The organism is Anaeromyxobacter paludicola, assembly GCF_023169965.1.
In the GTDB taxonomy this organism is placed as follows: domain Bacteria; phylum Myxococcota; class Myxococcia; order Myxococcales; family Anaeromyxobacteraceae; genus Anaeromyxobacter_B; species Anaeromyxobacter_B paludicola.
Map to the genome: position 1 here is coordinate 2935161 of NZ_AP025592.1, position 26260 is coordinate 2961420.

The 26260-nt window shown below is 76.5% G+C and carries 19 protein-coding genes; 6 read left to right on the top strand and 13 right to left on the bottom strand.

Going from position 1 to position 26260, the window contains the following annotated elements; translation table 11 throughout:
* Positions 1-7: 7 nt before the first annotated feature.
* Positions 8-307, bottom strand: coding sequence for a hypothetical protein (locus AMPC_RS13290; RefSeq protein WP_248341726.1), 300 nt, complete (start codon positions 305-307; stop codon positions 8-10).
* Positions 304-1836 (bottom strand): acetyl-CoA carboxylase biotin carboxylase subunit, encoded by a 1533-nt coding sequence (locus tag AMPC_RS13295; RefSeq protein ID WP_248341728.1) that lies wholly within the window; start codon positions 1834-1836, stop codon positions 304-306. Before AMPC_RS13295 ends, AMPC_RS13290 begins: the two co-directional genes overlap by 4 nt.
* Positions 1837-1968: 132 nt before the next feature.
* Between AMPC_RS13295 and AMPC_RS13300 the strand changes: the two genes are divergently transcribed.
* Positions 1969-3177, top strand: coding sequence for a sensor histidine kinase (locus tag AMPC_RS13300; protein WP_248341730.1), 1209 nt, complete (start codon positions 1969-1971; stop codon positions 3175-3177).
* A gap of 54 nt (positions 3178-3231) precedes the next feature.
* Here AMPC_RS13300 and AMPC_RS13305 read toward each other — a convergent pair whose 3' ends face one another.
* The 3 genes from AMPC_RS13305 to AMPC_RS13315 all read right to left on the bottom strand — a co-directional run bounded on the left by AMPC_RS13305 (position 3232) and on the right by AMPC_RS13315 (position 6117).
* Positions 3232-4833: a methyl-accepting chemotaxis protein gene (locus AMPC_RS13305; protein ID WP_248341732.1), complete on the bottom strand. Its 1602-nt coding sequence runs from the start codon at positions 4831-4833 to the stop codon at positions 3232-3234.
* A gap of 8 nt (positions 4834-4841) precedes the next feature.
* Positions 4842-5267 (bottom strand): type 2 periplasmic-binding domain-containing protein, encoded by a 426-nt coding sequence (locus AMPC_RS13310; protein WP_248341734.1) that lies wholly within the window; start codon positions 5265-5267, stop codon positions 4842-4844.
* Between the two features lie 121 nt (positions 5268-5388).
* Positions 5389-6117, bottom strand: a complete 729-nt coding sequence (locus AMPC_RS13315) for a lysophospholipid acyltransferase family protein (RefSeq protein WP_248341735.1) — start codon at positions 6115-6117, stop codon at positions 5389-5391.
* Positions 6118-6234: 117 nt separating this feature from the next.
* Here AMPC_RS13315 and AMPC_RS13320 point away from each other — a divergent pair, with 117 nt between their 5' ends.
* Both AMPC_RS13320 and AMPC_RS13325 read left to right on the top strand, forming a co-directional pair.
* Positions 6235-7404: an NAD(P)H-dependent flavin oxidoreductase gene (locus AMPC_RS13320; RefSeq protein ID WP_248341736.1), complete on the top strand. Its 1170-nt coding sequence runs from the start codon at positions 6235-6237 to the stop codon at positions 7402-7404.
* 212 nt (positions 7405-7616) lie between these two features.
* Complete coding sequence (locus tag AMPC_RS13325; protein WP_248341738.1) at positions 7617-8201, top strand: DUF1003 domain-containing protein; 585 nt, start codon at positions 7617-7619, stop codon at positions 8199-8201.
* A gap of 11 nt (positions 8202-8212) precedes the next feature.
* Here the strand turns inward: AMPC_RS13325 and AMPC_RS13330 are convergent, their stop codons facing one another.
* Complete coding sequence (locus tag AMPC_RS13330; RefSeq protein WP_248341739.1) at positions 8213-9772, bottom strand: acyl-CoA carboxylase subunit beta; 1560 nt, start codon at positions 9770-9772, stop codon at positions 8213-8215.
* A 97-nt stretch (positions 9773-9869) separates the two neighbouring features.
* Between AMPC_RS13330 and AMPC_RS13335 the strand changes: the two genes are divergently transcribed.
* Positions 9870-10112, top strand: a complete 243-nt coding sequence (locus AMPC_RS13335) for a hypothetical protein (RefSeq protein WP_248341740.1) — start codon at positions 9870-9872, stop codon at positions 10110-10112.
* A gap of 19 nt (positions 10113-10131) precedes the next feature.
* On the opposite strand, the gene AMPC_RS13340 is transcribed toward AMPC_RS13335, so the two are convergent.
* Together AMPC_RS13340 and AMPC_RS13345 are read right to left on the bottom strand one after the other, a co-directional pair.
* The gene (locus AMPC_RS13340; protein ID WP_248341741.1) at positions 10132-10851 is read right to left on the bottom strand and encodes a 16S rRNA (uracil(1498)-N(3))-methyltransferase; all 720 of its coding nucleotides are present in this window, start codon (positions 10849-10851) and stop codon (positions 10132-10134) included.
* Positions 10848-11708, bottom strand: a complete 861-nt coding sequence (locus AMPC_RS13345; protein WP_248341743.1) for a 50S ribosomal protein L11 methyltransferase — start codon at positions 11706-11708, stop codon at positions 10848-10850. Before AMPC_RS13345 ends, AMPC_RS13340 begins: the two co-directional genes overlap by 4 nt.
* Before the next feature lie 66 nt (positions 11709-11774).
* On the opposite strand from AMPC_RS13345, the gene AMPC_RS13350 reads away from it, so the two are divergent.
* On the top strand, positions 11775-12911 hold the full coding sequence (locus AMPC_RS13350) for a coproporphyrinogen-III oxidase family protein (protein ID WP_248341745.1): 1137 nt from the start codon (positions 11775-11777) through the stop codon (positions 12909-12911).
* Between the two features lie 96 nt (positions 12912-13007).
* On the opposite strand, the gene AMPC_RS13355 is transcribed toward AMPC_RS13350, so the two are convergent.
* From AMPC_RS13355 to gpmI, 5 genes are all read right to left on the bottom strand, one after another.
* Positions 13008-14231, bottom strand: a complete 1224-nt coding sequence (locus AMPC_RS13355) for a hypothetical protein (protein WP_248341747.1) — start codon at positions 14229-14231, stop codon at positions 13008-13010.
* A 292-nt stretch (positions 14232-14523) separates the two neighbouring features.
* Entirely contained in the window at positions 14524-18297 is a 3774-nt protein-coding gene (locus AMPC_RS13360; protein WP_248341748.1) for a DUF3857 domain-containing protein, read from the bottom strand.
* A 26-nt stretch (positions 18298-18323) separates the two neighbouring features.
* A complete protein-coding gene (locus AMPC_RS13365) occupies positions 18324-22028 on the bottom strand; it encodes a DUF3857 domain-containing protein (protein ID WP_248341749.1) in 3705 nt (1234 codons plus the stop codon).
* A 278-nt stretch (positions 22029-22306) separates the two neighbouring features.
* Positions 22307-23035, bottom strand: coding sequence for a ComF family protein (locus tag AMPC_RS13370; protein ID WP_248341750.1), 729 nt, complete (start codon positions 23033-23035; stop codon positions 22307-22309).
* A gap of 79 nt (positions 23036-23114) precedes the next feature.
* Positions 23115-24665 (bottom strand): 2,3-bisphosphoglycerate-independent phosphoglycerate mutase, encoded by a 1551-nt coding sequence (gpmI, locus tag AMPC_RS13375; RefSeq protein ID WP_248341751.1) that lies wholly within the window; start codon positions 24663-24665, stop codon positions 23115-23117.
* A gap of 326 nt (positions 24666-24991) precedes the next feature.
* On the opposite strand from gpmI, the gene AMPC_RS13380 reads away from it, so the two are divergent.
* Positions 24992-26236, top strand: coding sequence for a dockerin type I domain-containing protein (locus tag AMPC_RS13380; RefSeq protein WP_248341757.1), 1245 nt, complete (start codon positions 24992-24994; stop codon positions 26234-26236).
* The last annotated feature ends 24 nt before the right edge of the window (positions 26237-26260 follow it).

Below are 26260 nucleotides of genomic sequence, written 5' to 3' on the forward strand. Positions count from 1 at the left end.
CGTCGCTTCATCGCCCCGGCTTCGCCGCGGCCCGCCGCATCCGGAGCCGGCGCGCCTCCACGAGCTCCATCCGGTAGACGGAGTCGCGCAGGTGCACCTCCAGCCCCGACTTCTTCTCGTCGATCGTCACGGCGTAGCTCTCGGTCCCGAGCAGGAGCGAGAGCGTGCCGTGGTCGTGCCGGAACGCGTCCACGCGGTGCACCTCGCCCGCGATCCGCACCTCGTACCGGCCGGGCGCCTCCATCGACACCTCGACGGTCTCCTCCCGCCCGCCCTCGAGCAGGGCCACGTAGGTGGCGCGCTTCACCGCGGGCCGCCCTTCAGCGCGCGCGCCCGGCCGGCGCGGACCCAGCCCGAGCCGCCGGCGGGGAGGGCGCGCGCGGCGAACGCCCCCTCGCGGTCGAGGTCGCGCTTGAAGGCGGCGACCGCCGCGGCGGCCAGGGCGGCCCGCTCGTGGCGCGGGTCGGGCCGCGGCGCGAGGTCGGCCGCGAACGCCTGGCAGAAGCCGGTGTCGTAGTCGCCGGCGCGGAAGGCGGGGTGGCGCAGCACCTGCCGGAGCCAGGTGAGGTTGGTGGCGATGCCGTGCACCACGTACTCGCCGAGCGCGCGGTCGAGCCGCGCGATGGCCTCCTCGCGCGTGGGCGCCCAGGCCGAGAGCTTGGAGAGGAGCGGGTCGTAGTACGGCGAGACCACCCAGCCGGTGTAGACGCCGGCGTCGTCGCGGACGCCCGGCCCGCCGGGCGCGCGCAGGTACGAGATGCGGCCCGGGCTCGGGAAGAAGCCCTTGGCCGGGTCCTCGGCGTAGACGCGCGCCTCGATGGCGTGGCCGCGCCGCGCCACCTCGGCCTGGGTGAAGGGCAGCCGCGCGCCCCTCGCCACCTCGATCTGCAGCCGCACGAGGTCGAGGCCGGTGCAGAGCTCGGTCACCGGGTGCTCGACCTGGAGCCGCGTGTTCATCTCGAGGAAGTAGAAGCTGCGGCGCGCGTCCACCAGGAACTCGACCGTGCCGGCGCCGACGTAGCCCACCGCCCGCGCGGCCCGGACCGCCACCTCGCCCATGGCCTCGCGGAGCGCGCCGTCGAGCGCGCAGCTCGGGGTCTCCTCGATCACCTTCTGGTGGCGGCGCTGCACCGAGCACTCGCGCTCGCCGAGCCAGACGCCGTTCCCGTGGCCGTCGAAGAAGACCTGGATCTCGACGTGGCGCGGCCGGTCCAGGTACTTCTCGAGGTAGAGCCGGTCGTCGCCGAAGGCGCCCGCCGCCTCGCGCCGGGCGCTCGCCCAGAGCGCCGGGAGGTCCTCGGCGCGCTCGCAGCGCTTCATCCCCTTGCCGCCGCCCCCGGCCGCCGCCTTGATCATCACCGGGAAGCCGATCGACTCGGCGAAGGCGCGCGCCTCGTCGGGCCCGGCGAGGGGGGCCGGCGACCCGGGCACGGTCGGCACCCCGGCGGCCGCCATGCGGGCGCGGGCGGTGGTCTTCACGCCCATGGCCTCCATCGACTCGGGCGGGGGCCCGATGAAGGCGAGGCCGGCCTGGGCGGCCGCGCGGGCGAACGCCGGGTTCTCCGAGAGGAACCCGTAGCCGGGGTGCACCGCGTCGGCGCCGGTCTGGCGCGCGGCGGCGATCACCTTGTCGATGGCGAGGTAGCTCTCGCGGGCGGGCGAGGGCCCGAGGTGGACCGCCTCGTCGGCGTAGCGCACGTGCAGGCACCCGCGATCCGCGTCCGAGTAGACCGCCACGGTGGGGATCCCCATCTCGCGGCAGGTGCGCATCACGCGGACGGCGATCTCGCCGCGGTTGGCCACCAGGATCTTCGTGATCTCTCGCCGGCTGCTCATCTCTCCGGGGGCCTCGCGCGCAGCGGTAGGTGCGTGTGGGAGCCCTCCACCATACCCGCGCGCAGAGTGACGCGTAAAGATCCTGACCCGGTCTCTTTGCGGGCTGCGGGGGACCGTCCCTACGTTAGCCCCGTGCCCCGCGACCCCCACCCGCAAGAGGCCCGGGAGGAGCTCCAGGCCGAGACGCGCCCCGAAGAGGACGCGTCGCGCCAGCGGATGCTCGCGGCCGCGCAGCGGATCCTCTCCCGCGAGCCGGGCAGCGCCGACGAGTGGCTCGAGGCCATCGTCCAGGCGAGCCCGTCCATCGACAGCGCGGTGCTGGCCGAGCCCGCTCCCGCCGGCCGCACGGAGCCGTGGCTCTTCCGCACGGGCGGCCAGCCCTTCCCTCCCCTGCCGGAGGGCACGCTGACCGTGTACGCGGTGCCCATCGTCGAGGACGGGGTGGCCGCCGCCGCCGCGCTCGCCGGCTCTCGCAGCGCCCTCGACCTCTCCGCCCAGGAGCGGCTCCTGGTCCAGCTCGCGGCGCTCCGCATCGAGGTGGCGCGCGGGAAGGCCCGGCTCGAGGCGGCGCTGCGCGAGAGCGAGCGGCAGCGCGAGGTGGCCGAGCGGCACGCGGCCGAGGTGGAGGAGGCCTCCAGCCGAACCGCCGCCTTCCGCGACCAGATCCTCGGGATCGTCGGCCACGACCTGCGCAACCCGCTCGGCGCCATCGTGATGAGCACGGCGCTCCTGCAGAAGCGGGGCGGGCTCGCCGGGTGGCAGGCCAAGACGGTGGAGCGGATGCGCTCGAGCGCCGGCCGGATGGGCCGGATCATCAGCGACCTCCTCTCCTACACGCGGACCCGGCTCGGGGGCGGCATCCCCATGGAGCGGCGCGCCGCCGACCTGGGCGAGATCACGCGCCGGGTCTGCGACGAGCTCTCCGCCGCCAACCCCGACCGCGCGCTCGATCGCGTGGCGGAGGGGGATCTCTCGGGCGAGTGGGATCCGGACCGGCTCGAGCAGGTGTTCTCGAACCTGGTCTCGAACGCCCTCGACCACGGCGAGCCGGAGGTGCCGGTGACGGTGACCGCCCGCGGGCAGGGCGAGCGCGTCGAGGTGGAGGTCCGCAACCGCGGCGCCATCCCGGACGAGGTGCTGGCGCGCGCCTTCGAGCCCTTCCGCAAGGGGCCCGAGGGCGGCTCGCGCAAGGGGAGCGGCCTCGGGCTCGGGCTCTACATCGCCAAGGTGATCGTCCAGGCGCACGGCGGGGACGTGGCCGTCCGGTGCGAGGGCGACGGGGACGCGCGGGAGACGGTGCTCGCGGTGACGCTGCCCCGCACCGCCGGCGCCGCGACGTGACGCGCCCGGGCGCCCGGCTCACGGGAGCGCCCGGAGCGCCCGGGATCGACGCGCTCAGAGCTTGAAGGAGCGCACCACCTCGCCGACGCGCCCGGCGACGAGCCGGACGGCGTCGGCCGCCTTGGCGGTCCGGCGCGCGCCCGCCGCGCTCCGCGCCGCCACCTCGTCGAGCTTCACCAGCGCCCCGCCGATCCCGGCGAGCGCCTGGGCCTCCTCCTCCACCGCCTTCACGATCTGCCGCGTGGCCTGGCTCGACTGCTGGAGGAGCGCCGAGATCTCGCGCAGGTGCTCGCCGGCCGCGCGGATCCGCTCCATCCCGGCGTCGATCCGGCGCCGCCCCTCGTCGCCGCGGCCGGTGGTCTGCCGCGCGGCGCGGCCCAACTCGCGCAGCGCCGCGCCGAGCTGCGCCGCGCCCTGCGAGACCTGCTGGGAGAGCCGGTGCACCTCGACCGCGAGGGCCGCGCCGGCGCCGCCGCGGGCCGGGTCGAGCTCGAGCTCGAGCCGCCAGGCGGCGTCGGTCGCGTGGACCGCCGACTTGCCGAGGGCGAGGGCCGAGCTCTCCAGCGCCCCGAGCCGCTCGCCCAGGCCCTGCGAGGCCGCGAGCAGCGTCTCGACCTGCCCGCCGATCTCGGCGAGCCCCTCGAGCGTCCCCCCGGTGGCGCGCTGGCCGGCCTCGGCGGCCCGCTCGGCCTGCGCGGCCACGCGGAGCGCCACGCGGGCGGCCTCGCTCGCAGAGCCCCCCGAGGCGGTCATCGACTCGGCCACGCCGCGCGCCTCCGCGAGCGCGCGCTCCTCGGCCTCGAGCGCGGCCGCCTGGGCGTGGCTCGCGGTCTCGAGCTCGGCGGAGGCCCGCGCCAGCTCCTCGGCCGAGCGGTGCAGGCCGATCGGGATCTGGCGCAGCTTCTCCATCATCTCGGCGAAGGCGCGGGCGAGGTCGGCGACCTCGCCGTTCCCCCGCACCTCGATCGCCTGCCCGAGGTCGCCGTCGCTCGCGACCCGCGCCGCCGCCCGCGAGAGCGCGCCGAGCGGCTGCGCCACGCTCCGCGCGATCCAGCCGCCGAGCAGGGACAGCAGGAAGGCGCAGGCGCCGATCACCCCGGCGGTGCCCCAGGTGGCGAGGTCCTGCTGGTGGCGGGCGTCGGCGAAGTCGCGCGCCATCTGGTCCCGGTTGAAGCGGGTGGTCTCGGCGAGCGCGCTCTGCAGGGCGCGGTAGCGCGCCTGCATGGACTCGAGCGGCTCGGTGATCCCGGTGACGTCGCGCGCGATGAGCCGCGCCGAGACGTCGCGGGCCAGGCGGTAGTAGTCCGCGAACCCCTGCTCGATCTGGTCCACCTCCGTGCCCGGGCCGCGCTGCAGGCGCCGCAGCTCGCCCACCCGGCGCAGGAAGGCGTCCCGCTGGTCGGCGCTGGCGGCGAGCTGCTCCGGATCCTGCGCCTCCACCGCGTGCTCGAGCACCTCCTGCAGCTGCTCGAGCTCGAGCTCGAGGTCCCGGCTCGCCCGCAAGGACGGCGACCCGAGCTGCTCGATGCGGCGCAGGGCCAGCTCCGAGCGGCTCTGGAAGACCGTGTTCACGCAGAGCACCGCCAGGAAGGCGAGGCCGAGCGAGATCGGCAGGATGGCCATCTTCTGCCTGAACGAGAGGTGTCCCAGGAACACGGTCGCCCTCAGTCGCGCACGGCGACGGCCTTGACCCCGGCGAGCCGGGCGCCCGCCGAGACGTAGCCGATGGCCCAGGGAGAGCGGGCGACGAAGGCCACCACGGCCTCGTCGTCCTCCAGCTCCGGCGGGGGGACCGCCCGCCCGGAGAAGATCGACTGGGTCCAGTAGGCCCGCACGGAGGCGACGCTGCGGCGCAGCACCGCCTCCGAGAAGGCGTCGCGGACCGGCGCGCCCTCGCGGAGATCGACCGGCTCGACCTTCTGCCCGCCGGGCCACTCGGTGGCCTTCTTGAGGAACAGGCTGGCGGCGGTCCCGCGCGACAGCGACGTCACCGGGTTGTCCCGGTGCACCACCACCTGGAACGCGCCCTGGGCGCGGCCGGCGGCGGGGCGCGGGGGCGCGGCGAGCACGAGCGCCGCCGCGATCGCCACCGCGATCCCGCGCCAGGTCCAGTTGTCGTTGCGTGAAGCCAGGGCCCCCTCCCCTCGGCTCCGAAGTGTACCACGCCGCACCGCCCGGAAGGGGGAGCAACACACCCGCGCTCACATCGCCCTACTCGCGCGGCGCCCGGGCCAGCGCCGCCGCGATGGCGCCCCGGGCGGCGTCGCGCAACGCGCCGGGGCCCTCGAAGGCGGTCGGGTCGAGCGCGGGCAGCACCTCCACCTGGGCGCGCATGCGCCGGCGCAGCACGAGCCCGTGCTTGGGCAGCGCGTCGGCGGTGCCGCTCACGGCGATGGGGATGATCGGGCACCCCGCCTCGGCGGCGAGGCGGAACGCGCCGTCCTTGAACGGCTGGAGCGCGCCATCGCGCGAGCGGGTCCCCTCCGGGAAGATCATCACCGGGCTCCCCGCCGCGAGGTGGCGGCGGCAGTGGGCCATCATCCGGATCACCGACTCGCGCTCGCCGCGCCGGAGCGGGACGTAGTCGTTGAGCCGCATGTTCCAGCCGAGGATCGGGACCCGGAACATCTCCTCCTTCGAGACCCACTTGAACGGCCGGAAGACGCCGTACAGCACGAGGATGTCGAGCAGGCTGGAGTGGTTGGCGACGATCACCGCCGCCCCGCGCCAGGGCAGCCGCTCGCGGCCCAGGGTCCGCACGCGCCAGAGCGGACAGAGCCAGACGTAGGTGGAGGCCCACAGACAGGAGAACAGGTGCACGGCCACCCGGCGGCGGTCGAACGCGATGGTGGCGAGGAAGATCGCGAGCTGCACCGCGAAGAAGAGCGGGAAGGTGATCGCGAGAAACGCCCAGTAGACCCAGGAGAAAGCGCGCAACACCCCGCCAACATACCAGTTTTGGACGCAGCGCGTCGGGCGGCCGTGACGAGCGCATGACACGGGGGGCGTAGCCTCCTCGCTCGCCTGGGCAGACACCCCCCGGGCAGGAGAGACGCCATGGAAGCGATCCAGCCGACCCCCCCGACCGAGGAGCTCCCGCGCGGCACGTCGCCGAAGCTCACCCGCGCCGCGATCGAGCAGATCGTCGCCTCCGGCAAGCGGCTCCTGGTCCAGGGCGGCATGGGCATCCACGCCTCGGACGGCCTCTCCGGCAAGGTGGCCGCCGCGAAGAGCGTCCACTTCGTGGGCGTGGGCACCGTCTCGGCGGTGGTGAAGACCGAGGCGATGCTGCGGCGGGAGATCCGGCGCGCGCGGGCCGAGGCGGCCGGCGGCTACGTGGGCGTGAACCTCATGGCCGCCATCAACCGCGACGACTTCGCGCGCGCGGCGCGCGTCTCGATCGAGGAGGGCGTCTCCTTCATCGTCCAGGGCGCCGGCATCTCGCGCGAGATCCTCCGCTGGTGCAAGGAGGGCGGCGTGCCGTTCGCGGGCATCGTCTCCTCGGGCCGGCTCGCGGCCATGTACGAGAAGTGGGGCGCCGACTTCCTCGTGGCCGAGGGCGCCGACGCCGGCGGCCACATCGGCGACATCGACCACCCGCTCCCCTCGCTCGTCGAGGAGGTCCGCGCCCACTCCCGGCTGCCGGTGGTCGCCGCGGGCGGCGTCACCGCCGAGGACGTCGGCGGCTTCCTGGCCCAGGGCGCGGCGGGCGTGCAGCTCGCGACCCGCTTCATCGCCAGCAAGGACGGCGACACGCACGCCGGCTTCAAGGAGATGCACCTCGGCAAGACCGCCGAGGACGTGGCCATCATCATCAGCTGCGTGAAGGGCATGAAGGCCCGCGCCGTCCGCAACGCCTTCACCGACGCGCTCGCGGCGGGCCAGCGCTTCCCGCCCCGCTCCAAGGCCTGGTTCTTCGGCAAGGAGGGCTACATGGGCCGCAAGAAGGCCTGCGTGGAGTGCCTCGCCGCCGAGCTCTGCAAGTGCCGCGCGAGCAACTTCCAGGAGAGCTTCTGCATCACCGACGCGCTCCTCAAGGCGGCCATCCTGGGCGACAAGGAGAACGGCCTCTTCTACACCGGGCAGAGCATCACCCGGATCCCGGAGAAGGACGTCGCCGAGCTCAAGACCGTGCAGGAGCTGGTGGACGAGCTCGACCTCGAGCTCAGCCGCTTCGTGGCGATCGAGCGCGAGCGCGCCGAGTCGGTGATCGCGGCGGCGATCTAGCGCCGCGCGTCTCACCCCCTCCCTGTCCCTCCCCCGCTCCGCGGGAGAGGGGATCGGCAGCGCTGGCTCACCCACCCTGCGGGAGAGCGGAGCCGCAGCGCTCCTCGCAACTCACGGGGAGAGGGAACCCGCGGCGCTCCCTCCCCACGGCGTGGGGAGGGCCGGGGAGGGGCGGCCGGGAGCGGCTCGCGCTCCGTGCCCACCTTCACCCCATGGCACGACCCTCTGCAGGGCACTGCGCGCCAGCCGAGCTGGCGGGCGTGGTGGAGCGGAACATCGAGGCGCTGCTCTCGCGGCGCGCCCGGGAGGAGCGGCGGCGGCCGCGCGAGGTGCGGGCGGCCGACCTCATCACGGCGTTCGCGGGGAGCATGCGCTTCGTCTACCTGCACCTCGTCGTCTACGGGGCGTGGGTGCTCGTGAACCTGCCGTGGTCCCCGTGGCGCTTCGACCGGCAGTTCATCGTGCTCGGCACGGCGGCGTCGATCGAGGCGATCTTCCTCTCCACCTTCATCCTCATCTCGCAGAACCGGATGACGGCGCTCGCCGACAAGCGGGCGGACCTCGACCTGCAGGTCAGCCTGCTCGCGGAGCACGAGGTGACGCGGCTCATCCGGCTCGTCTCGGCGGTGGCGGAGCGGCTCGGGGTGGAGGAGTCGCGGAGCCCGGAGCTGGGCGAGCTGAAGCGGGACGTCCGGCCCGAGGCGGTGCTCGACACCCTGGAGGCCGCGGCGGCGCGGGCGCGGCCGGGGTCGGAGCCCGGCGAGGGCGCCGGACGAGGCGGCGCCGGGCCGCGCTGAGCGCCGGCGCGCTAGAGCGGGATGTTGCCGTGCTTGCGGGGCGGCAGCTCCTGGCGCTTCGTCCGGAGCATGTCGAGGGCGCGGACCAGCTTGAGGCGCGTCGCCTCGGGGCGGATCACCTCGTCCACGTAGCCGAGCTCGGCGGCGCGGTAGGGGCTCGCGAACCGCTCGCGGTACGCCTCGGTGCGGGCGCGCCGCTCGGCGTCGGGATCGGCGGCGGCCTGCAGCTCCTTGCGGAAGAGCAGGCCGACGGCGGCCTCGGGCGCCATCACGGCGATCTCGGCGCTGGGCCAGGCGAGGTTCACGTCGGCGCGCAGGTGCTTCGACGCCATCACGTCGTAGGCGCCGCCGTACGCCTTGCGCGTGATGACGGTCACCTTGGGCACGGTCGCCTCGGCGTAGGCGAAGAGGAGCTTGGCGCCGTGGCGGATGATGCCGCCCCACTCCTGCCCGGTGCCGGGCAGGAACCCGGGGACGTCCACGAAGGTGACCACCGGCAGGTTGAAGGCGTCGCAGAAGCGGACGAACCGCGCCCCCTTCACGCTCGCGTCGGCGTCGAGCGCGCCGCCCCGCGCCGCCGGCTGGTTCGCCACCAGGCCCACCGGCCGCCCGGCGAGCCGCGCGAAGCCGGCCACCAGGTTGGGCGCGAAGCCCTCGGCCACCTCGAGCAGGCGCCGGTCGTCCACCACCGCCCGCAGGATCTCGCGGACGTCGTAGCTCGCGCCGCCCTCCGGGACGGCGGCGGCGAGCGCCGCGTCCTCCCGCGCCGGGTCGTCGGCGCAGGGCTGCTCCGGCGGGTCCTCGGCGTTGTTGGCCGGCAGGTACGACAGCAGCTCGCGCGCGGCCTGCAGCGCCGCCTCCTCCGAGTCGCAGGCGAAGTGGGCCACGCCGCTCCGCTCGGCGTGGGCGCGCGCGCCGCCGAGCTCCTCGCGCGTGACCCGCTCGCCGGTGGCGGCCTCGATCGCCTCCGGGCCGCTGATGAACATGTAGCTCGTGTCCTTCACCATGAAGACGAAGTCGCTGACCGCGGGGCTGTAGACCGCCGCCCCGGCGCACGGGCCGAGGATGAGCGAGAGCTGCGGCACCACCCCCGAGGCGAGGACGTTGCGGAGGAACACCTCGGCGTACCCGGCCAGCGCCGGCACCCCCTCCTGGATGCGCGCGCCGCCCGAGTCCTGCAGGCCGACCACGGGGCAGCCCACCTGCAGCGCGAGGTCGAGGACCTTGCAGATCTTCTCGGCGTTGGCGCCCGAGAGCGAGCCGCCGAAGACCGTGAAGTCCTGCGCGAAGACGAACACCTGCCGCCCGTCCACCCGGCCCCAGCCGGTGACGACCCCGTCGCCCGGCACGCGCGCCTCCTGCATGCCGAAGTCGGCGCAGCGGTGGGTCTTGAGCTTGTCGAGCTCCACGAAGCTGCCGGGGTCGAGGAAGAGGTCGATCCGCTCGCGCGCGGTGAGCTTCCCCGCCTCGTGCTGCCGCGCGATCCGCTCCTCGCCGCCGCCCTGCTCCGCCCGGGTCTCGAGCCGCGTGAGGAGCGCGCGCCGCGGGTCGGTCTCGTTGGGCTCGTTCATGGCGAACCCGTCATGCTCCGGACGTACCCACATCGCAAGGGGTTTGACTACTTGTACTCTTTACGACCACCGTCGGAGGGACTAGGTTCCCGCGTCCATGGGGGAGTTTCGGGCGCCTGCCCAGATCATCTTCGACCAGCTCTCGGTGCACCTCGGGCCCCACACGGCCCGGACGGCGCTCCGGACGTTCTGCGAGCGGGCCCTGGGGGTGGCGCCGGAGTCGGTCACGCGCGAGCAGGCGCCGCGCGTGCTCGAGGCGCTGCGCCCCATGCTGAAGACGCTCCTCGGCGCGGCCCAGTCGGAGGCCCTCCTCGACCAGCTGCGGCGCGAGCTCGGCTAGCTCGCGGCGCCGCGGGCGCTCAGGCGAGGTCGCCGCGCCGGTGCTGCAGCAGCGCCGCCACCGTCACCGCCGCGGTCTCCGCGCGCAGCACGCGCGGCCCCAGGGTGGCGGCGCGCGCGCCGGCGGCGAGGCAGGCCTCCAGCTCCGGCTCGGTGAGCCCGCCCTCCGGGCCGGTCACTGCCAGGAACCCCGCGGCGGGCCCATCGCACGCGTCGGCGAACGGCTCCCCCGCCGCGGGATGGAGCACCAGCGCGCGGAAGCCGGCGGGGGCGCGGGCGAGCACCTCGGCGAGCGCCGCCGGCGCGTCCACCGCGGGCACCTCGGACCGGCCGCACTGCCGCGCGGCCTCCTCGGCGATCCGCTGCCAGCGCTGGGCCCGCTCGCGGCCGCGCGCCGCGTCGAGCTTCACCACCGAGCGCTCCGCCTGGAACGGCAGGAGGCGCGCCACGCCGAGCTCGGTCGCCTTCTGGACCACGAGGTCGTTCTTCTCGCCGCGGGCGAGCGCGAAGGCGAGCCAGACCACCGCCGCCGGCGCGGGCGCGTCCCGGCGCGGCCCGAGCCGCACCTCCCCCTCGCCGAGCGTGCCGGCCCAGGCGCTCCCCTCGCCGTCGAACACCTCCACCGCGGCGCCCGGGGCGAGCCGGAGCACGCCCTCGAGGTAGTGGCGGTCGCGCGGGTCGAGCCGCGCGCGGTCCCCCGCGATGGCGCCGCGGGGGACGTGCAGCCTCCGGACGGTCACGGCCGTTCCAGCGCGAGCAGGGACCACTCGCCCTCGCGCCGCTCCTCCGCCCCGGCGCGCGCGAGCCCGGCCGCGAGGTAGGCGGCGCGCACCTCGTCCTCCTGCGGCAAGAGGATGCCCGAGAGGTACAGCCGGCCGCCGGGCGCCACCTGCGCCGCGATCGCCGGCGCGAGCTCGACGAGCGTGTTCGCGAGGATGTTCGCGACCACGAGGTCGAACGGGCCCGCGACGGCCGGGACGTCGGCGCCGGTCCACTCGATCCCGGGGGCGCCGTTGCGCGCCCCGTTCTCCGCGGCCACGGCGACCGCCACCGGGTCGTTGTCGGAGCCGACCACCCGGCTCGCGCCGAGCTTGCGCGCCGCGATGGCGAGGAGGCCGGCGCCGGTGCCGACGTCGAAGACGCTCGCGCCGGGGCGCGCCTCGAGGAAGCGGCCGATGGCCCCGAGGCAGAGCGAGGTGGTGGGGTGGGTCCCGGTGCCGAAGGCCATGCCGGGGTCGAGCACCACCTCGACGCTCCCCTCGGGCACCGACGCCTCCACCCAGGACGGCCGGACGAAGACCCGGCCGACCGAGAAGGCGGAGAGCCCCTCCTTCCAGGCCTCGCCCCAGTCGCGGTCCGGGAGCTCCTCCACCGCGCCCTCGAGCGCGAGCGCGCCGGCGGCGGCCCGGGCCTCGTCGGCCGAGGCGAAGAAGGCGACCAGGATCGCCTCGCCGGGGGCGGGGCGCGCCTGGCCGGGCATGGGGGTGACCTCGCCGTCGCGGACCTCCACGCCGGTGGCCCCCTCGTCGAAGAGCGCGGCGGACAGGTCCTCGGCGCGCGCGGCGGGGACGGTGGCGGTGAGGGCGTAGGTCGGCATGCGGCGCGAAGATAGCCGCGGCGGCGCCGGTTGGCGAGCGCGGGCGCGCGCGGTAAGGATCGGGCCTTGGCCTTCGGCGTCTACGTCCACTTCCCCTGGTGCGCGGTCCACTGCCCGTACTGCGACTTCGCGGTCTCGACGGCGCGCCCCATCCCGCAGGCGCGCTACGCCGACGCGGTGCTGGCGGAGCTCGCGCTGCGGGCGCCGGCGTTCGAGGGGCGCGAGCTCGCGAGCGTCTACCTGGGCGGCGGCACGCCGTCGCTCTGGGAGCCGGACCAGGTGGCGCGCGTGGTGGCGGGGGCGGCGGCGCGCTTCGGGGCGCGGCCGCGCGAGGTGACGCTGGAGGCGAACCCCGAGTCGGCGGCCGACGCCGGCCGGCTGCGCGCCTACCGCGACGCGGGCGTGAACCGGCTCTCGGTCGGCGTGCAGTCGTTCGACGCGGGCGTGCTCGTGAAGCTGGGCCGGCGCCACGGGCCGGAGCAGGCGGAGCGGGCGCTGCGGCTCGCGGGCGAGGTGTTCGAGGACGTCGCCGCCGACCTCATCTACGGGGCGCGCCGGTCCACCGTGGCCACCGCCGCGGCCGACGCGGCCCGGCTCGCGGCCCTGCCGGTGACGCACGTCTCGGCCTACGCGCTCACGCTCGACCCGGAGATCATGGCGGAGGAGGTCCCGTTCGCGCGCATGCGGCGCGAGGGGCGGCTGCCGCTGCCGGGCGACGAGGAGGTGCTGGCGCAGGCGCGGGCCATCCGGGCGGGGCTGCGGCGCGGCGGCCTGCGGCGCTACGAGATCTCCAACTTCGCGCGGCCGGGGCGCGAGGCGGTCCACAACCGGCTCTACTGGGTGGGCGAGAGCTACCTCGGGCTCGGCGCGGGCGCGGTGGGCGCGCTGCTCCGGCCGGGCCAGGGCGGCGTGCGCTGGTCGAACCACCGCGGGCCGGAGACCTACCTCGCGGCGGTGGAGGCGGGGCGGGCACCGTCGGCGGAGGAGGAGCCGCTCGACCCCGCGGCGGTGGAGCGCGAGCGGCTCATGCTCGGGCTCCGGCTCCGGGAGGGGGTGCCGCTCTCGCTCGTCCCCGAGGCGCGGCGGCGCGAGCTCGAGCCATTGCGGCGGGGGAGGCTGGCGGTGCTCGGCGGGGGCCGCGTGCGGCTCACCTCGCGCGGGCTCGACCTGCACAGCGCGATCGCGGAGCGGCTGCTGCCGTAGGCCGCGGGCTGCGAGAGAAAGAGAGCGGCGGCCGGGCGCTCGGCCGGACCGGGGGGAGGTGGCCCGGGCCGGAGCGCCGCGGCCGCCGCTCGACCGCTACTTCATGTTGGGAAACGGGAACGGCACCTGGTCGTCGAACTTGAGGCTCGGATCCCAGGCGAAGTCGCTCGTCGCGTCGGTGAGCGTGGGCACGGCGCCGAAGGCGGCGTCGCAGACGCTGGCGGGGTCGGCGCCGAGGTGCGCGCTCGACTCGCCGCTCACGGTGGTCCCGTCCGCCTGCTCGGCCTTCATGAGCCAGAAGCTCTCCGCCTCCAGGCTGGTCTCGGCGGAGCCGTCGTGACAGGTGACGCCGACCACCTTCGCCACCGGGGCCGCGAGCTGGCCGCCGGTCATGACGGTGTCGGAGCGGCCGTGCACGTCGCCCGCCGTGGTGCGGTACCAGCGGGAGGCGAGCTTCACGTCGGCGAGGGCCAGGGTCGGGTTCGCCGGGCAGGCGAAGACCATCTGGTCCTGGATCTTGAGGCTGCCGCCCACGCCCGGCTCGCGGAAGTAGACGTAGCTGCCGCTGCGCGGGGCCTCGAGCGCGGCGAGCGTCGCCGCGTCCATCCCGAGCCCGTCGTCGCGGACGTCCCACGCCACGCCGACCGCCTTCACCGAGAGCAGGCGCGACGCGGCCTGGGTGTCGAAGTCCACGTGGAGCGTGCCCTGGTCGGCGCGCTCCGCCGGGTAGGCCTGGTGCAGCTTCGCGAAGTCGATGTCGAGCGAGCCCTTGCCCTGGTGCGGGCCGGTGGCGCCGGTCCGGTCGATGTCGCCCGAGAGGACGGTGTCCCAGGTGGTGGCGGCCGGAGCCTTGAGCTCGAGCATCCAGCCGTACTTCGCCACGTCGAGCACCGTGACCGTGAAGCGGACCTCGACGCCGTCGGCGTTCACGTGGTCCCAGACCTCGCTCGAGCCGGTGGTGGCGGTCGGGTTCCGGGCGATGATCGCCTCCACGTGGCGGAGCACCTTGTAGACGTGCCGGTTGACGCGATCGACCACCTCGCGCGTGCGCAGGAAGAGGTGCGGGTGGCAGCCGCTGCCCGACAGCAGCAGGCCGGACGGGGCGGTCGCCGCCGGCGAGGCGGTGAGCGCGGCCGGCGCGATCTCGAGGGCGGCGGGGCTGCTGGTGTCGGTGGCCCCGGCCTGGTCCATCGAGAGGGCCGCGTAGCTCGGCGCCGCGTCGTGGAAGGCCTGCGGGGTGTTGGAGCCCACGCTGGAGCCGCCGCACGCGGCGAGCAGCGCCATCGGGGCCGACAGCAGGACGTTGCGGATCGGGTTCATTCTCGCTCTCCTCGGCCCGGGGGCGTGGGCCACGCAGCCATGAACCCCGGCGTGGGCGAGCGGTTGCGGTGGTGGGAAAAGTGCCCGCTCCGTCTCCGGAGCGGGCGGGTCGCTCCCCCCTGGCTGCTAGTCCTGCTCGACCATCGCGACCGGTTGCGGGCGGCTGGCGACAGCGGACGGAACGCACGGCATGGGGCGCAACGGAGCGAACTCTTACACAGAGTCGACGCTGGGTTCTAGGGGCGGGACGGTAAAAACACCGCGCCAGCGCGCGAGAGCTCCCACCTCTGCCCTACTCGTCGCCGCTTCGCGTACCTGCACCCACCAGCGCCAGCGGCCGGTCCTGCGCCGCGTCCACGCCCCGGGCGAAGGCGGCGAAGTCGGTCCAGGCCGGGGGATCCACGCGCAGGAGCGGGAGCTCCAGCCGGTCCTCGCGCACCAGGAGCGGCCCCTCGGATCGCTCGGTCCGGAGGTAGCTGCCGAAGCGCGACGTGACCGCCCGCGGGACGCCCGGCGCGGGCTCGTAGCCGGGCGGGGCGTGGACCGTCACCCGCAGGGTGGCGCGCTCGGAGCTCCCCACGAGCAGCGGCGCCTCGCGCTCGGCCCGGGAGAGGTAGCGGGTCGCGAGCCGCGCGGGGAAGATCGAGGACTCGGCCACGAGCCGCCCGTCCTCCCGCCGCGCCCAGCCGGGCGCCCGCAGCCGGTAGCGGATGGTGAAGGGCTGGTCGAGCCGCCCCTCCCCGCTCACCTCGAACGAGGTGAGCGCGAGCCCGCGGAAGCTCCGCGAGAGCGCCTGCTCCAGGGCCTGCCGGCGCTGGGGCGCGTCGAGCCGCTCGAAGGAGGCCTTCACCGCCGCGCCCTCGAAGCCCTCGTACACCTCCTCCCCCGCGACCTCCGCGTCGCCCTTCGCGTCCACGGTCACGTCGAGCGAGACGCTGCGGGCCGGCGCGCGGGGGCCCTCGGGGATCCGGGCGCGGACGAGCGGCGCGCCGGGCTCGGGGAGCACCACCACCTCGGCGCCGCGCAGGGCGTCGGGCAGCTCGCCGAAGGGGGTGTAACGGACCGTCGGGTCGAGCCAGAGCTCGCGCCCGCCGGCCGAGAGGCGCAAGAGCGTGTGCGACCAGAGCTCGAGCCGCGGGAAGCGCCAGGGCGAGGGATCGCGGGTGAAGTCGCGCGCCACGGCGAAGCGGGCGTCGAGCCCGAGCTCGCGCAGGAGCGCCCGCAGGAGCACGGCGCGGCTGCCGCGGCCGCGCGAGAGCACCTCGCCGGCCGAGTCCACCGGGCTCCCGGGCGCGACCACCACCTCGTGCACCCGGGCCCAGGCGGCGCGGGCGAGCGCCAGGGGATCGCGCCGCGCGCCCGCCGGGACCGAGGCGGCGACCTCGCGCGCGAGGAGGCGCACCTCCAGGCTCGGGACGTCGCGGGCGAGCAGGAGGTCGGCGAAGCCGCGGAGGGCGTCGTCGAGCCCCCCGCCCGCGCCGCCCTGCGCCACCGGCAGGAACTCGGTCTCGGCGGGCGTGCCCGGCTCGGGCTGGAGCGCCGGCACGTCGCGCGCCTCGAGCCGCAGCACCTCGCGATCGCCCTCGCGGGCCACGGCCGGCGCGGCGATCCGGCGCACGTCGGCCGCGAGCCCGCTCCCCGCGGGCGCGGCGACGACGAAGCGGCTGCGCCAGATGGGCACCTCGCCGCGGAACAGGAACGCCGGCGTCGAGAAGCCCGGCACGCCCGGCCCGCGCGACGGCACGGCCCGCACGTACTCCCACTCGGCGAAGTCGCCCGGCTCGAGCCCGGGGAGCGAGACCGAGCGCCGGTCGCCGCCCTCCTCCGGCTCGAGCACCCGCCCGTCGGCCTTGAGGGTCCGCAGCGCGATCACCTGCGCGCCGGAGGGGATCGAGACCTCGCCCATGGCGTCCACGGCCCGCTGGTCGAGCAGCTGGAGCACCTGGTGCACCCGCTCCACGCTCGCCCCGCGCGCGTCGGCGAGCACGGCGGTGGCGTCGAGCACCATCACCGCCGATGTGTCGTGGCGGGCGCCCGAGGCGCGGTAGGCCCGGATCGCCTCGCGCCCGTCCTCGGCGTACTCGGCGAGGAGGTCGCGCCCCTCGTCGAGGGCGGCGGCGCGGCGCAGGGCGAGGTCGCCGCCGTCGAGGGCCGCGGCGCGGGCCCGCGCGGCGCGCGCGGCCGCGGCGTCGCCGGCGAGGTCGAGCGCCTCGGCGCGCCGCTTCTCGAGCCGCGCCTCGCGGGGCCAGGTCCGGCCGAGGCCGGCGAGCAGCTCGGCCGCGCGCCGCGGCGCCCCCTCGCGGGAGAGGGCCCGCGCGAGCGCCAGGGCCGGCTCGATCCGGGACGGCTCCTCGCGCTGGAGCCGCTCGCGCAGGGCGAGCTCCTCCGCCCCGCGCCCTCGCAGCCGCAGGTGCTCGGCGAGCCGCTCGCGGCCGCCGGGGCAGCCGGGCAGCGCCCGGGCCAGCTCGTCGGCGCGGGCCACGGCGTCGCGCCGGTTGGCGAGCTCGAGCAGCAGCGGGGTGGCCTCGCAGGAGCCCCCGCCCTCGCGGGCCTCCTCGGCGAGCCGCTCGGCGGCCTCGGTCACGCCGCGGGCCTGCTCGAGCCGCGCCCGCGCGAGGAGCGCGGCCGGCGCGCGCGCCGCCTCCGCCGGCAGCGCCTGGAGCACCTCGGCGACGGCGTCGAGCCGCTCGCCGGCCCGCGCCAGCTCGGCGCGCGCCAGCCGGCTCTCGGCGTCGCCCGGGTCGGCGGCGAGGGCGCGGTCGAGCTCGGCCTCGGCCCGGCTGCGGGCCACCCGATCGGCGAGGGTGGAGTCGTCGCGCAGCGCCTCGGCGCGGGCGGCGTGGAGCGGGGCGGCGCCGGGCGCGGCGGCGAGGGCCTCGAGGAGCAGCGCCTTCGCCTCCTCTCGATGAAACGGGAGGGCGTCGCGCGCGGCGACCAGCCGCGCGGCCGCGGGCCCCACGTCGGGCTCGAGGGCGCGCGCGAGGGAGAGGCCGCGGGGTGGGGGCGGGGACGCGGGGCCGGGGCGGGCGGGCGCGGCGGCGGGGCCGGGGCCGGTCGCGGCGGGCGCGACGGCGAGGTCGGAGGGCGCGCCGTCCTCGCGCGCGAAGGACGCCGCCAGCACGGCGCGCGCCGGGCCGCGCCCGAGCTTCACGAGGAGCCGGTGGACGCCCGGCGAGAGCGCGCGCCGGACGGTGAGCAGGGTGGGCGCGTCGGCGCCGGGGCGCCGCTCGGCGACGAGCTCGCCGTCGAGCCAGGCGCGCAGGAGCGCGGTGCTGCCCAGGTTCACGAGGTAGGCCCCGCCCCGCGCCGCGGTCACGTCGGCGGCGAGGTAGAACTGGTCGCCCTGGTACGGCTCGCCCTCGAGGGTGGCGAGCCCGGACGGCGCGAGGAGCGTGCGGGCCGCGAGCGCCCCGACCCCGGGCGGCCCCTCGGCGCTGGCCGGCAGCGGCCCCGCCTCGGGGAGGAAGGGGCGGTCGAGGTCGAGCGCGTGCCAGGCGCCCCACGGCCCGGAGAGGGTCCAGGCCCGCACCACCCCGGCCTCGGCCCGCAGGGCGGCGGCGCGGTCGGGATCGCCGCGCTCCTGGGCGAGGCCGGCGAGCGCGAGCCGGGCGCGGGAAGCGGCGTTGCCGGCGAGCGCGCCCCTCGCGAGGAGCGGCGCCAGCCCCGCCTCCACCTCGGCGGCGCGCGCCGGCCCGCGGTCGGCGAGATCGGAGAGGCGCCGCACCGCCGGCTCGGCGAGGGCGTGGCGCGGCGCGCCCGCGACGAGCGCGAGGAGGTGGCGCGCCTCGGCGGCGTCGTCGAGCCCGCGCCGGTCGAGGAGCGAGAGCCCCTCGAGCGCCCACGGCTCCGCCGGCTCGCGCGCCACCGCGGCGCGGAAGCGCGCGGCGGCGAGCCCGGGATCGCTCGCGAGGAGCGCGTGCCAGCCGGCCTGGGCGAGCGTGCGCGCCGGGGCGTCCGGCGCGGCCGCCCGGGCCGCCGCCTCGTCGAGCGGGGAGCGGGGCCGGGCGCCGGCGCAGGCGGCGGCGACGGAGAGGAGGACGGCGAAGGCGAGGGGGCGGAGTCGCACGGGCGGGGCCTCGGGGGGTCTCACGGTCATCGCGCCGCCTGGCGCGGGGCGACGCGCACGCGGCGCGCCATGGCCCGATCCACGGCGGCGGTGAAGCCGCGGAAGGCGGGGTAGTCGGCGACGGCGACGCGGCTCACGCGGAACGCCACCCGGCCCTCGACGACCAGCGCGCCCTGCTCCTCGCGCCAGGTCACCTCGAAGGCCCCGAAGGGCGCCTCGAGCTTCACCGGCTCCGGCAGCGCCGCGGCGCTCCAGCCGGCGGGGAGCCGGTACCGGTAGCGGAAGCGGTTCTCCCAGGGGTCGCCGAGCACGAGCGGGAAGGCGCGGGCGGAGAGCGGGGCGTAGGCCTCGGTGTACGGGGACGGCTCGCCGAAGGGGGCGAAGGCGAGCCCGTCGCCGTCGCGCTGCGCGAGGTGCGGCACCTCGAGCGTGAAGCGCATCGAGACGTCCTGCTCGAGGCGGGAGAGGTCGGAGAGCGACACGGTCTTCACCGACAGCCCGGGGAAGGTGCGGCTCCAGGCCTGCTCGAAGGAGACCTTGCGGTCGGCCTCGGCGCCGTAGGCGCGCCGGTACTCGGGGGCGCGGCCGCCGCCGACGGTCGAGTCGCCGGAGAGCGCGGCGCTCCCGTCCGGGCGCAGCTCGGCGTCGAGCGCGAGGACGGTCAGGTTCTCCTCCGCCCGCCCCTCCGGGATCCGGCCGAAGCGCGGCGGGCCGTCCGGGCCCACCACCAGCACCGTCGCGCCGCGGTCCTCGGACGGCAGCTCGCGCGAGCCCGACCAGCTCGCGGTCCCGTCGAGCCAGAGGTCGTACCTGGGCACGTAGCTGATGGCGTGGTTGAAGACCGCGAGCGACGCCGGGGCGGCCGGCACGTTCCCGAGCCGGCTCATGCGCAGGAGGACGAGGCGGGCGTCGATCCCGAGCGCCTCGAGGAGCGCGTGCGTGAGGCTCGCCTTGTCCTTGCAGTCGCCGAAGCGGCGAGAGAGCACCTGGTCCACCCGGTACGGCTTGTAGCCGTGGATGCCGAACTCGAGGCCGACGTAGCGGGTGCCGGTGACGACGAAGTCGTGGACCGCCTCGATGACCGCCCGCTCGTCGCCCGCCTCGGGCAGGCCGCGGGCGCGCCGCTCGCGCTTCACCTCGGCCTCGAGCCGGCGGGCGGTGGCGCGCACCTCGTCGGTGGGGCGGAGCTGGTCGCGCACCAGCCCCCAGTAGAAGCGGGCCACGTCGTCCCAGCTCGCGTAGGTGGAGACGTGCAGGAACGGGCCGACCTCGGTGTAGCCGGGCATGGCCGGCTCGGGGTCGAGCCGGGGCAGGTCGCGCGCGGCGAAGCGGTGCTCGGTCACGCCGCCCGGGAGCGCCCGCTCGGTGCGCTCGAGGCCGGGCACGCCGGGGTCGTTCGCGTAGATGCGGCGCGCCGAGGGGACGAGCAGCACGTACTCGCTCCGCAGCTTCGGGTAGCCGTCCTGCAGGTAGACGAGGTCGCCGAAGTAGTCGGAGAGGAGGTTCTCGCCGGCCACGTCGTCGAGCCGCCAGCCGAGCTCGACGAGGTCGCCCGGCTCGAGCGCCGGGAGGGTCACGGTGCGGGTGCGGGTGTCGTAGTAGAGCCGGTACCAGGGCTCGCTCGCGCTCCGCTCCGACTCCTGCCAGGTCTCGACGGCGCTGCCGTCGGGCTTCACCACCCGGACCCGGTCCACCTTCACCTCCTGCCGCTCCGGGGCGAAGCCGATGGCGTGCCGGCGCAGCGCCTCGGCGCCGCGGCGGGTGAGCACCTTCACCACCACCTGGTGGTAGGTGGAGGAGAGGCCGGAGGGGTAGACCCGGGTCGCCTGCAGCTCGCCCAGCACCACCGCGTCCTCGCCCTTCCACCGCGCCGGGTCGAAGGCCCGCGCCAGCGCGGCGGCGTCCTGCAGGTAGGGTCGCTCGAAGCGCTCGCGCTCCGGCGAGACGGCGCGGACGAGCTCCTTCAGCTCCGGGTTCTGCGGCTTGAGCTCGAGGGCCCGCTGCAGGTCCGCGAGCGCCTCCCTGGCCTCCCCGGCCTGGAGCCGCGCGCGGCCGCGCCGCTCGGGCGGCTCGGGGTCCTCGGGGGCGATCCGCTCGGCGGCGCCGTAGGCCGCCTCCGCCTCGGCGAGCCGGCCGCTCCCGGCGAGGAGGTCGCCGCGCCGGAGCCGGACGGCGAGGTCGGAGGGGTCGAACCGCTCCGCCTCCTCGAGCGCGGCGAGCGCGCCCGCCACGTCGCCCCGGTCCACGAGGAGCTGCACCAGCGCGGCGCGGGCGAGCCCGTCGTCCCGGCGCAGCGCGAGCACGGCGCGCTCGAGCCGGATCGCCTCGGCCGTGCGATCGAGCCTCCGCGCGGCGCGGGCGGCGGCGGCCTGGGCCGCGGGCAGGCGCGGGAAGCGGGCGGCGAGCTCGAGCCGGAGCAGGTCGGCCTGGGCGGCGAGCCCGCAGGCCTCGCGGGCGTCGGCGAGGAGCGAGAGGGCGCGGACGTCGCCGGGCGCGGCCGCCACCGCGCGCTCGAGGAGCTTCACCGCGTCGGGGGCGCGGTGGCGGGCCAGCTCGAGCTCTCCCAGCTCGCGCGGGGGGCGCGGATCACCGGGGTCGGCGGCGAGCGCCGCCTCGAGCCGCTCGCGGCGGCGGTTCGGGTCCTCCTCCAGGCGCGCGGCGAGGAGCTGGGCCTCGACCGAGCCGGGCAGGAGCGCGGCGGCGCGGCGCGCCTCGGCCTGGGCCCGCCGCTCGCGGGCGTCGGCGCTGCGCGAGTCGGCGAGGACGAGCGCGAGGTCGAGCCGGGCGCGCCCCTCGTCGGCGCCGCGGGCCCGCTCGGCGCGGGCGGCGAGCAGGTCGGCGGCGGAGGCGACCGGCTCGGGCCGGGGCGGCGCGCCGGCCGAAAGCGGCGGGAGCGGGTCGGGGGCGCGCTCGGAGAAGTGGAGCGGGTCGCCGCGCGGCGTGGTGAGGCCGAGGTAGAAGCCCATCCGGCCCTCGTCGTGGGCGAGCTTCACCAGGATCCGGTTCGGGCCGGCCCGCAGGGTGAGGAGCGCGGCGCGCTGGCCGGGGCGGGCAGCGTGGTAGGCGGGGTCGGCGAGGGCGAGCGCGCCGTTCACGAAGACCCGGGCCGCGCCGCTGGCGCCGAGGGAGAGCCGGACGCGCGCTTCGCGCGGGAGCTCCACCACCGCGAGCGCGTAGGCCACCGCCTCGCGGGCCGGCCGGAGCGCCGCGCCCAGGTGGACGAAGCCGCCCGCGGCCGCCTCGGGCGGGAGCGCGCGCCAGCCCACCTCGCGGACCTTCCCCGGGTAGCGGGCGGCGAGGTCGATGGCCGCCTCCGGCGGGAAGGCCTGGGCGTCGCCGCGCTTCCCCTCGCCGTCGAAGGGGCCGATCACGGCGAAGCGGGTGAGGAGCCCGAGCCGGCGCTCCTGGGCCCGCGCCGCGTCGAGCCTCCCGCCGGCGCGGGCGAGGCGCGCCCGACCGGCCCGCGCGAGGAGCCGCACCTCGGGCAGGGCGCGGGGGTCGGCCGCGAGCTCGGCGTAGGCCCGGTCGAGCCGGGAGAGCTCGGGGGCGTCGTCCTCGAGGAGCGACAGGCGGGCCAGGTCGGCGGCGGCGCGCGGCTGGTGGCGGTCGCGGCCGAGCGACGCCAGGGCGGCCGCGAGCTCCTCCTGCGCCGGATCGCGGGGCGCTGCGGCCGGCGCCGCCACGGGCGGGGCGGCGAGGGCGAGGAGCACGGGCAGGGCGAGGGCGAGCATTCGCCCCACTCTAACCCCGGACAGGTCGAAGAAATTAGAGGGCGTGCGCCCGGCGGGCCTCCTGCCCCGCATCCCCCTGGACCTCTCGTCTCACCCCCTCCCTATCCCTCCCCGCTCCGCGGGAGAGGGGAACCTCGGGGGCACGACCATGGCGCCGCAACTCAGGGCGATCCCGAAGGCCCGCTCGGCGGGAAAGGGAACCTCGAGGCATTCGCGGCGGCAGCCCGGGGCACTCCCTCCCCACCGGGTGGGGAGGGGCGGCCAGGCGGGCCCGCTCCTCACTCGGCGCGCGCGAGCGCCACCACCCGGACCGAGCGGGCGCCGGCCGCGAGGAGCGCGCGGGCGCAGGCGTCGGCGGTGGCGCCGGTGGTGACCACGTCGTCCACGAGGAAGAGGTCCTGGCCGCGGACGGCGGGGGCGGCCTCGAACGCCCCGGCCACGTTCCGGCTCCGCTCCGGGCGCCCGCGCCCGACCTGGGGAGGCGTCTCGCGGGTGCGGCGCAGCGCGCCCGGGAGGCGGCGCGCGCCGTCGCCGGCCGCGCGCGCCAGGGCCGCCGCGAGGAGCGCCGCCTGGTCGTAGCCGCGCGCGAGCCGCCGCTCGCGGCCGAGGGGCACCGAGACCAGGACCGCGCCCGGCGGGAGCGCGAGCCGCCCGGCGAGCCAGCGGCCGAGCGGGCGGGCGAGCGCCGGCCGGTCGCGGTACTTGAGCCGGTGGACGGCGTCGGCGAGCGGTCCGCCGAAGAGCGCGCCGGCGCGGACCTCGAGGAACGCCGGCGGGTGGAGCAGGCAGGCGCCGCAGGGCTCGGCCGGCCCGGGCTGGCCGCAGCGGGGGCAGCCGGGCGGCGCGGGGTCGATCGCCCCGGCGCAGACGGCGCAGAACGGCGCGGCCGAGGTGGGCACGCCGTCGCCGCAGGCGGCGCAGCGCGGGGGGTAAAGGAGGTCGAGCAGCGCCGTCCCGAAGGCGGCGAGGGGGCCGCGCGGGCGCGGCGAAGCGAGCGCTGGATTCAACTGGCGGCCCTCCCCCGGCCCCTCCCGCCCGGCGGGAGGGGAGATTCAAGCATCCCGCCTGGCGTGAAGCTCGCCCGCCCTACCGCATCACCAGCCCGAGCCCCTTCATCTCCTTGGGCTGCGGCAGCCCGAGCACCTGGAGGGCGGTGGGCGCGACGTCGGCGAGCACGCCCTCCTGGCGCAGCTTCGCGCCCTTGAAGTCCGGGTCGGCGAGGATGAACGGCACGGGTCCCAGGGTGTGGGCGGTGTGCGGCTGGCCCGTCACCGGATCGACCATCAGCTCGCAGTTGCCGTGGTCGGCGGTGATGAGGAGCGCCATGCCGGCCTGCCGCGCCGCCGCCCAGAGCCGGCCGATGCACTCGTCCACCACCTTCACCGCCTTCACGGCGGCGTCGAGGATCCCGGTGTGGCCCACCATGTCGGGGTTGGCGAAGTTGGCGAGGATGAAGCCGTACTGGCGCGACTGGATCGCCTGCACGAGCTTGTCGGTCACCTCGCGCGCGCTCATCTCGGGCTTCTCGTCGTAGGTCTTCACGTCGCGCGGGCTCGGGACCAGGATCCGGTCCTCCCCCTGGAACTGCACCTCGCGCCCGCCGTTGAAGAAGAAGGTGACGTGCGCGTACTTCTCGGTCTCGGCGCAGCGGAGCTGCTTCAGCCCGGCGCGGCTCACGATCTCCGGGAAGATCTCGGTCGGCTGGTCCGGGCCGAACGCGACCGGGAGCGTGAAGGTCTCGTCGTACTGCGTCATGCAGACGTAGGTCGAGAGGCGCGGCCGCGGGGCGGCGTCGAAGTCCTTGAAGCCCTCCTGCGTGAAGGCGCGGGTGAGCTCGCGGGCCCGGTCGGAGCGGAAGTTGAAGAACACGATCGCGTCGCCGTCGCGCACCCGGGCCCGCGGCTCGCCGCCGCCGTTCACCACCACCGTCGGCTTCACGAACTCGTCGTTCTCGCCGCGCCCGTAAGCGTCGGTGACCGCCTGCACGCCGGAGGCCGCCTTGTAGCCCTCCCCCTTCACCAGGGCGCCGTAGGCGAGCGCGACGCGGTCCCAGCGCTTGTCGCGGTCCATGGCGTAGTAGCGCCCCGTGACCGTCGCGACCTTGCCGTAGCCGAGCTCGGCGAGCCGCTTCTCCACCTGCGCCACGTACCCCTCGGCGCTCCGCGGGGGCGTGTCGCGCCCGTCGAGGAAGCAGTGCACGAAGGTGCGGGGCACCCCCTCCCGCCGCGCCAGCTCCACGCAGGCGAAGAGGTGCTCCAGGTGGCTGTGCACGCCGCCGTCGGAGACGAGCCCGAGCAGGTGGAGCGTCCCCGAGCCCGACTTCGCCTTCTGGCAGGCGGAGAGGAGCGCCGGGTTCTGGAAGAAGGAGCCGTCCTCGACGGAGCGGTTGATGCGCACCAGGTCCTGGTAGACGATCCGGCCGGCGCCGAGGTTGGTGTGGCCCACCTCCGAGTTGCCCATCTGGCCGTCGGGCAGGCCGACCGAGAGACCGCTGGTCCGCACCGCGGTCCAGGGGTAGTCCCGCTTCAGCGCGTCGATGTTCGGCGTGCCGGCGATGGCGATGGCGTTCGCCTCGCGCGCGTCGCGCAGGCCGAAACCGTCGAGGATCACGAGCAGAACCGGCTTCGGCTTGGGCAAGGGACACCTCGCGAGCGTGGGGGTTCGACGGCGCGCCAGGATAGTAGAGGCGCCCACCGCTCCCCTCAAGGAGAAGCTCGGGACGCTGCGGTAGCAAGCCCGGTGCCGCGCCGCGCTGGCGCGCGTGACGTTCCGTGAATGTCACCAACAGTGCGCCGTTTCCCTACACGCTGCCCCTTGAACAAGGGATGCCTGACTGGGTAGCCTGCGCTCGAACTTCACCTCTCCCACCTACCGGTCGCGAGCTTCCTTCCTCGCCGCCGATGGCCTCGGCCGTCGCGCGGACCCTCGACTCGTGCGCGCCGCGCGACCCGGAGACCTCGACGATGACGATCCCTGGCCGCGCCTGCCTGCCTCCCCTCTGCCTCCTCGCCCTCCTCGCCGCCGCCTGCGGCGGCCCCGACCCCGAGCCCGTCGCGGCCGCGTCGACCGCCGCCACCCGCGGCGCCTCGCTCGCCGCCTCGCCGAACCCGGTGCTCGAGGGCGCGACCTTCCACCTCGCCGGCTGCGGGTTCGCGGCGAGCCTCCCGGTCACCCTCACCGACACCGCCCCCGGCGGCTCGACCACGAGCTTCGGCGGCGTCGCCGACGCGAGCGGCTGCCTCGCCGTCGATCACGCCGCGGGCTACGCCCCCGGCGCGCACACCGTCGCGGCGACCCAGCTCCTGAAGCGCAACCAGAGCACGCTCGTGGCCCAGGCGAGCCTGTCGGTGAGCCCGGCGCCCCTCGCCGCGACCTCCGAGCAGTACACGTTCCGCTGGGACGCCACCAAGGGCTGCGTGAGCGAGGACGACGCGCTGAGCTGGAGCGCGGCCGGCTACCTCGCGCCCGGGCAGAGCTACACCTTCACCCCGCGCTACCCCGACTGCAACGACCCGCGCGCGGTCATGGTCCACGTCGCCGCCGAGACCGGCGCGTCGCTGCGGATCTCGACCGTGGTCCCGGCGGCCGACGGCAACTCCAACGACCCGGGCCAGGCCGGGATGGCCATCCACGCCGACACGCGGAGCGGCGTGGCCCAGCTCTGCATGTTCCCGAACACGAGCGGGATCGGCTCGGCCGGCTACGCCATCACCATCACCAACGTCGGGACCACCACCGCGAACGCCATCACCGTGTCCGGCAAGGACACCAACGACTGGCCCTACTACTACTGGGCGGACTGCCTCGCCGCCGACGCCGACCACGACGGCTGGTCGGACAGCCTCGAGCACGCCATGGCGCAGCTCGTCTACCCCACCGGCAACTACCTGTACGGCGCCACCCCGGCCGGCTCGAACTACCTGCGCTCCTGCGGGACCCCGCAGGCGAACGACGAGTTCGACTTCTGGCCGCCGGACCTCGACGACGACGGCGTGGTGACGCAGGCGGACGTGGCGCTGGTGAGCGCTCACGTCGGCGAGGGGAACGGCATCCCCTGGTCGGCCATCACCCCCGACCCGAACCTGCCGCAGTCCTTCTGGAGCCACGTCGGCGCCTGGAACCGCTTCGACCTCAACGCCGACGGCGTGGTGGACGCGAAGGACGTGGCCATCGTGCAGGGGCTCCTCGGCGCCCGCTGCGCCCCCTGACCCGCCGCCGGCGCGGCGCGGCCT

Coding starts and splice junctions, on each gene's coding strand:
- AMPC_RS13325 (WP_248341738.1), top strand. CDS start 7,617: ATGGCACGACCCTCTGCAGGGCACTGCGCGCCAGCCGAGCTGGCGGGC.
- AMPC_RS13295 (WP_248341728.1), bottom strand. CDS start 1,836: ATGAGCAGCCGGCGAGAGATCACGAAGATCCTGGTGGCCAACCGCGGC.
- AMPC_RS13380 (WP_248341757.1), top strand. CDS start 24,992: ATGACGATCCCTGGCCGCGCCTGCCTGCCTCCCCTCTGCCTCCTCGCC.
- AMPC_RS13335 (WP_248341740.1), top strand. CDS start 9,870: ATGGGGGAGTTTCGGGCGCCTGCCCAGATCATCTTCGACCAGCTCTCG.
- AMPC_RS13320 (WP_248341736.1), top strand. CDS start 6,235: ATGGAAGCGATCCAGCCGACCCCCCCGACCGAGGAGCTCCCGCGCGGC.
- AMPC_RS13345 (WP_248341743.1), bottom strand. CDS start 11,708: ATGCCGACCTACGCCCTCACCGCCACCGTCCCCGCCGCGCGCGCCGAG.
- AMPC_RS13365 (WP_248341749.1), bottom strand. CDS start 22,028: ATGCTCGCCCTCGCCCTGCCCGTGCTCCTCGCCCTCGCCGCCCCGCCC.
- AMPC_RS13330 (WP_248341739.1), bottom strand. CDS start 9,772: ATGAACGAGCCCAACGAGACCGACCCGCGGCGCGCGCTCCTCACGCGG.
- AMPC_RS13355 (WP_248341747.1), bottom strand. CDS start 14,231: ATGAACCCGATCCGCAACGTCCTGCTGTCGGCCCCGATGGCGCTGCTC.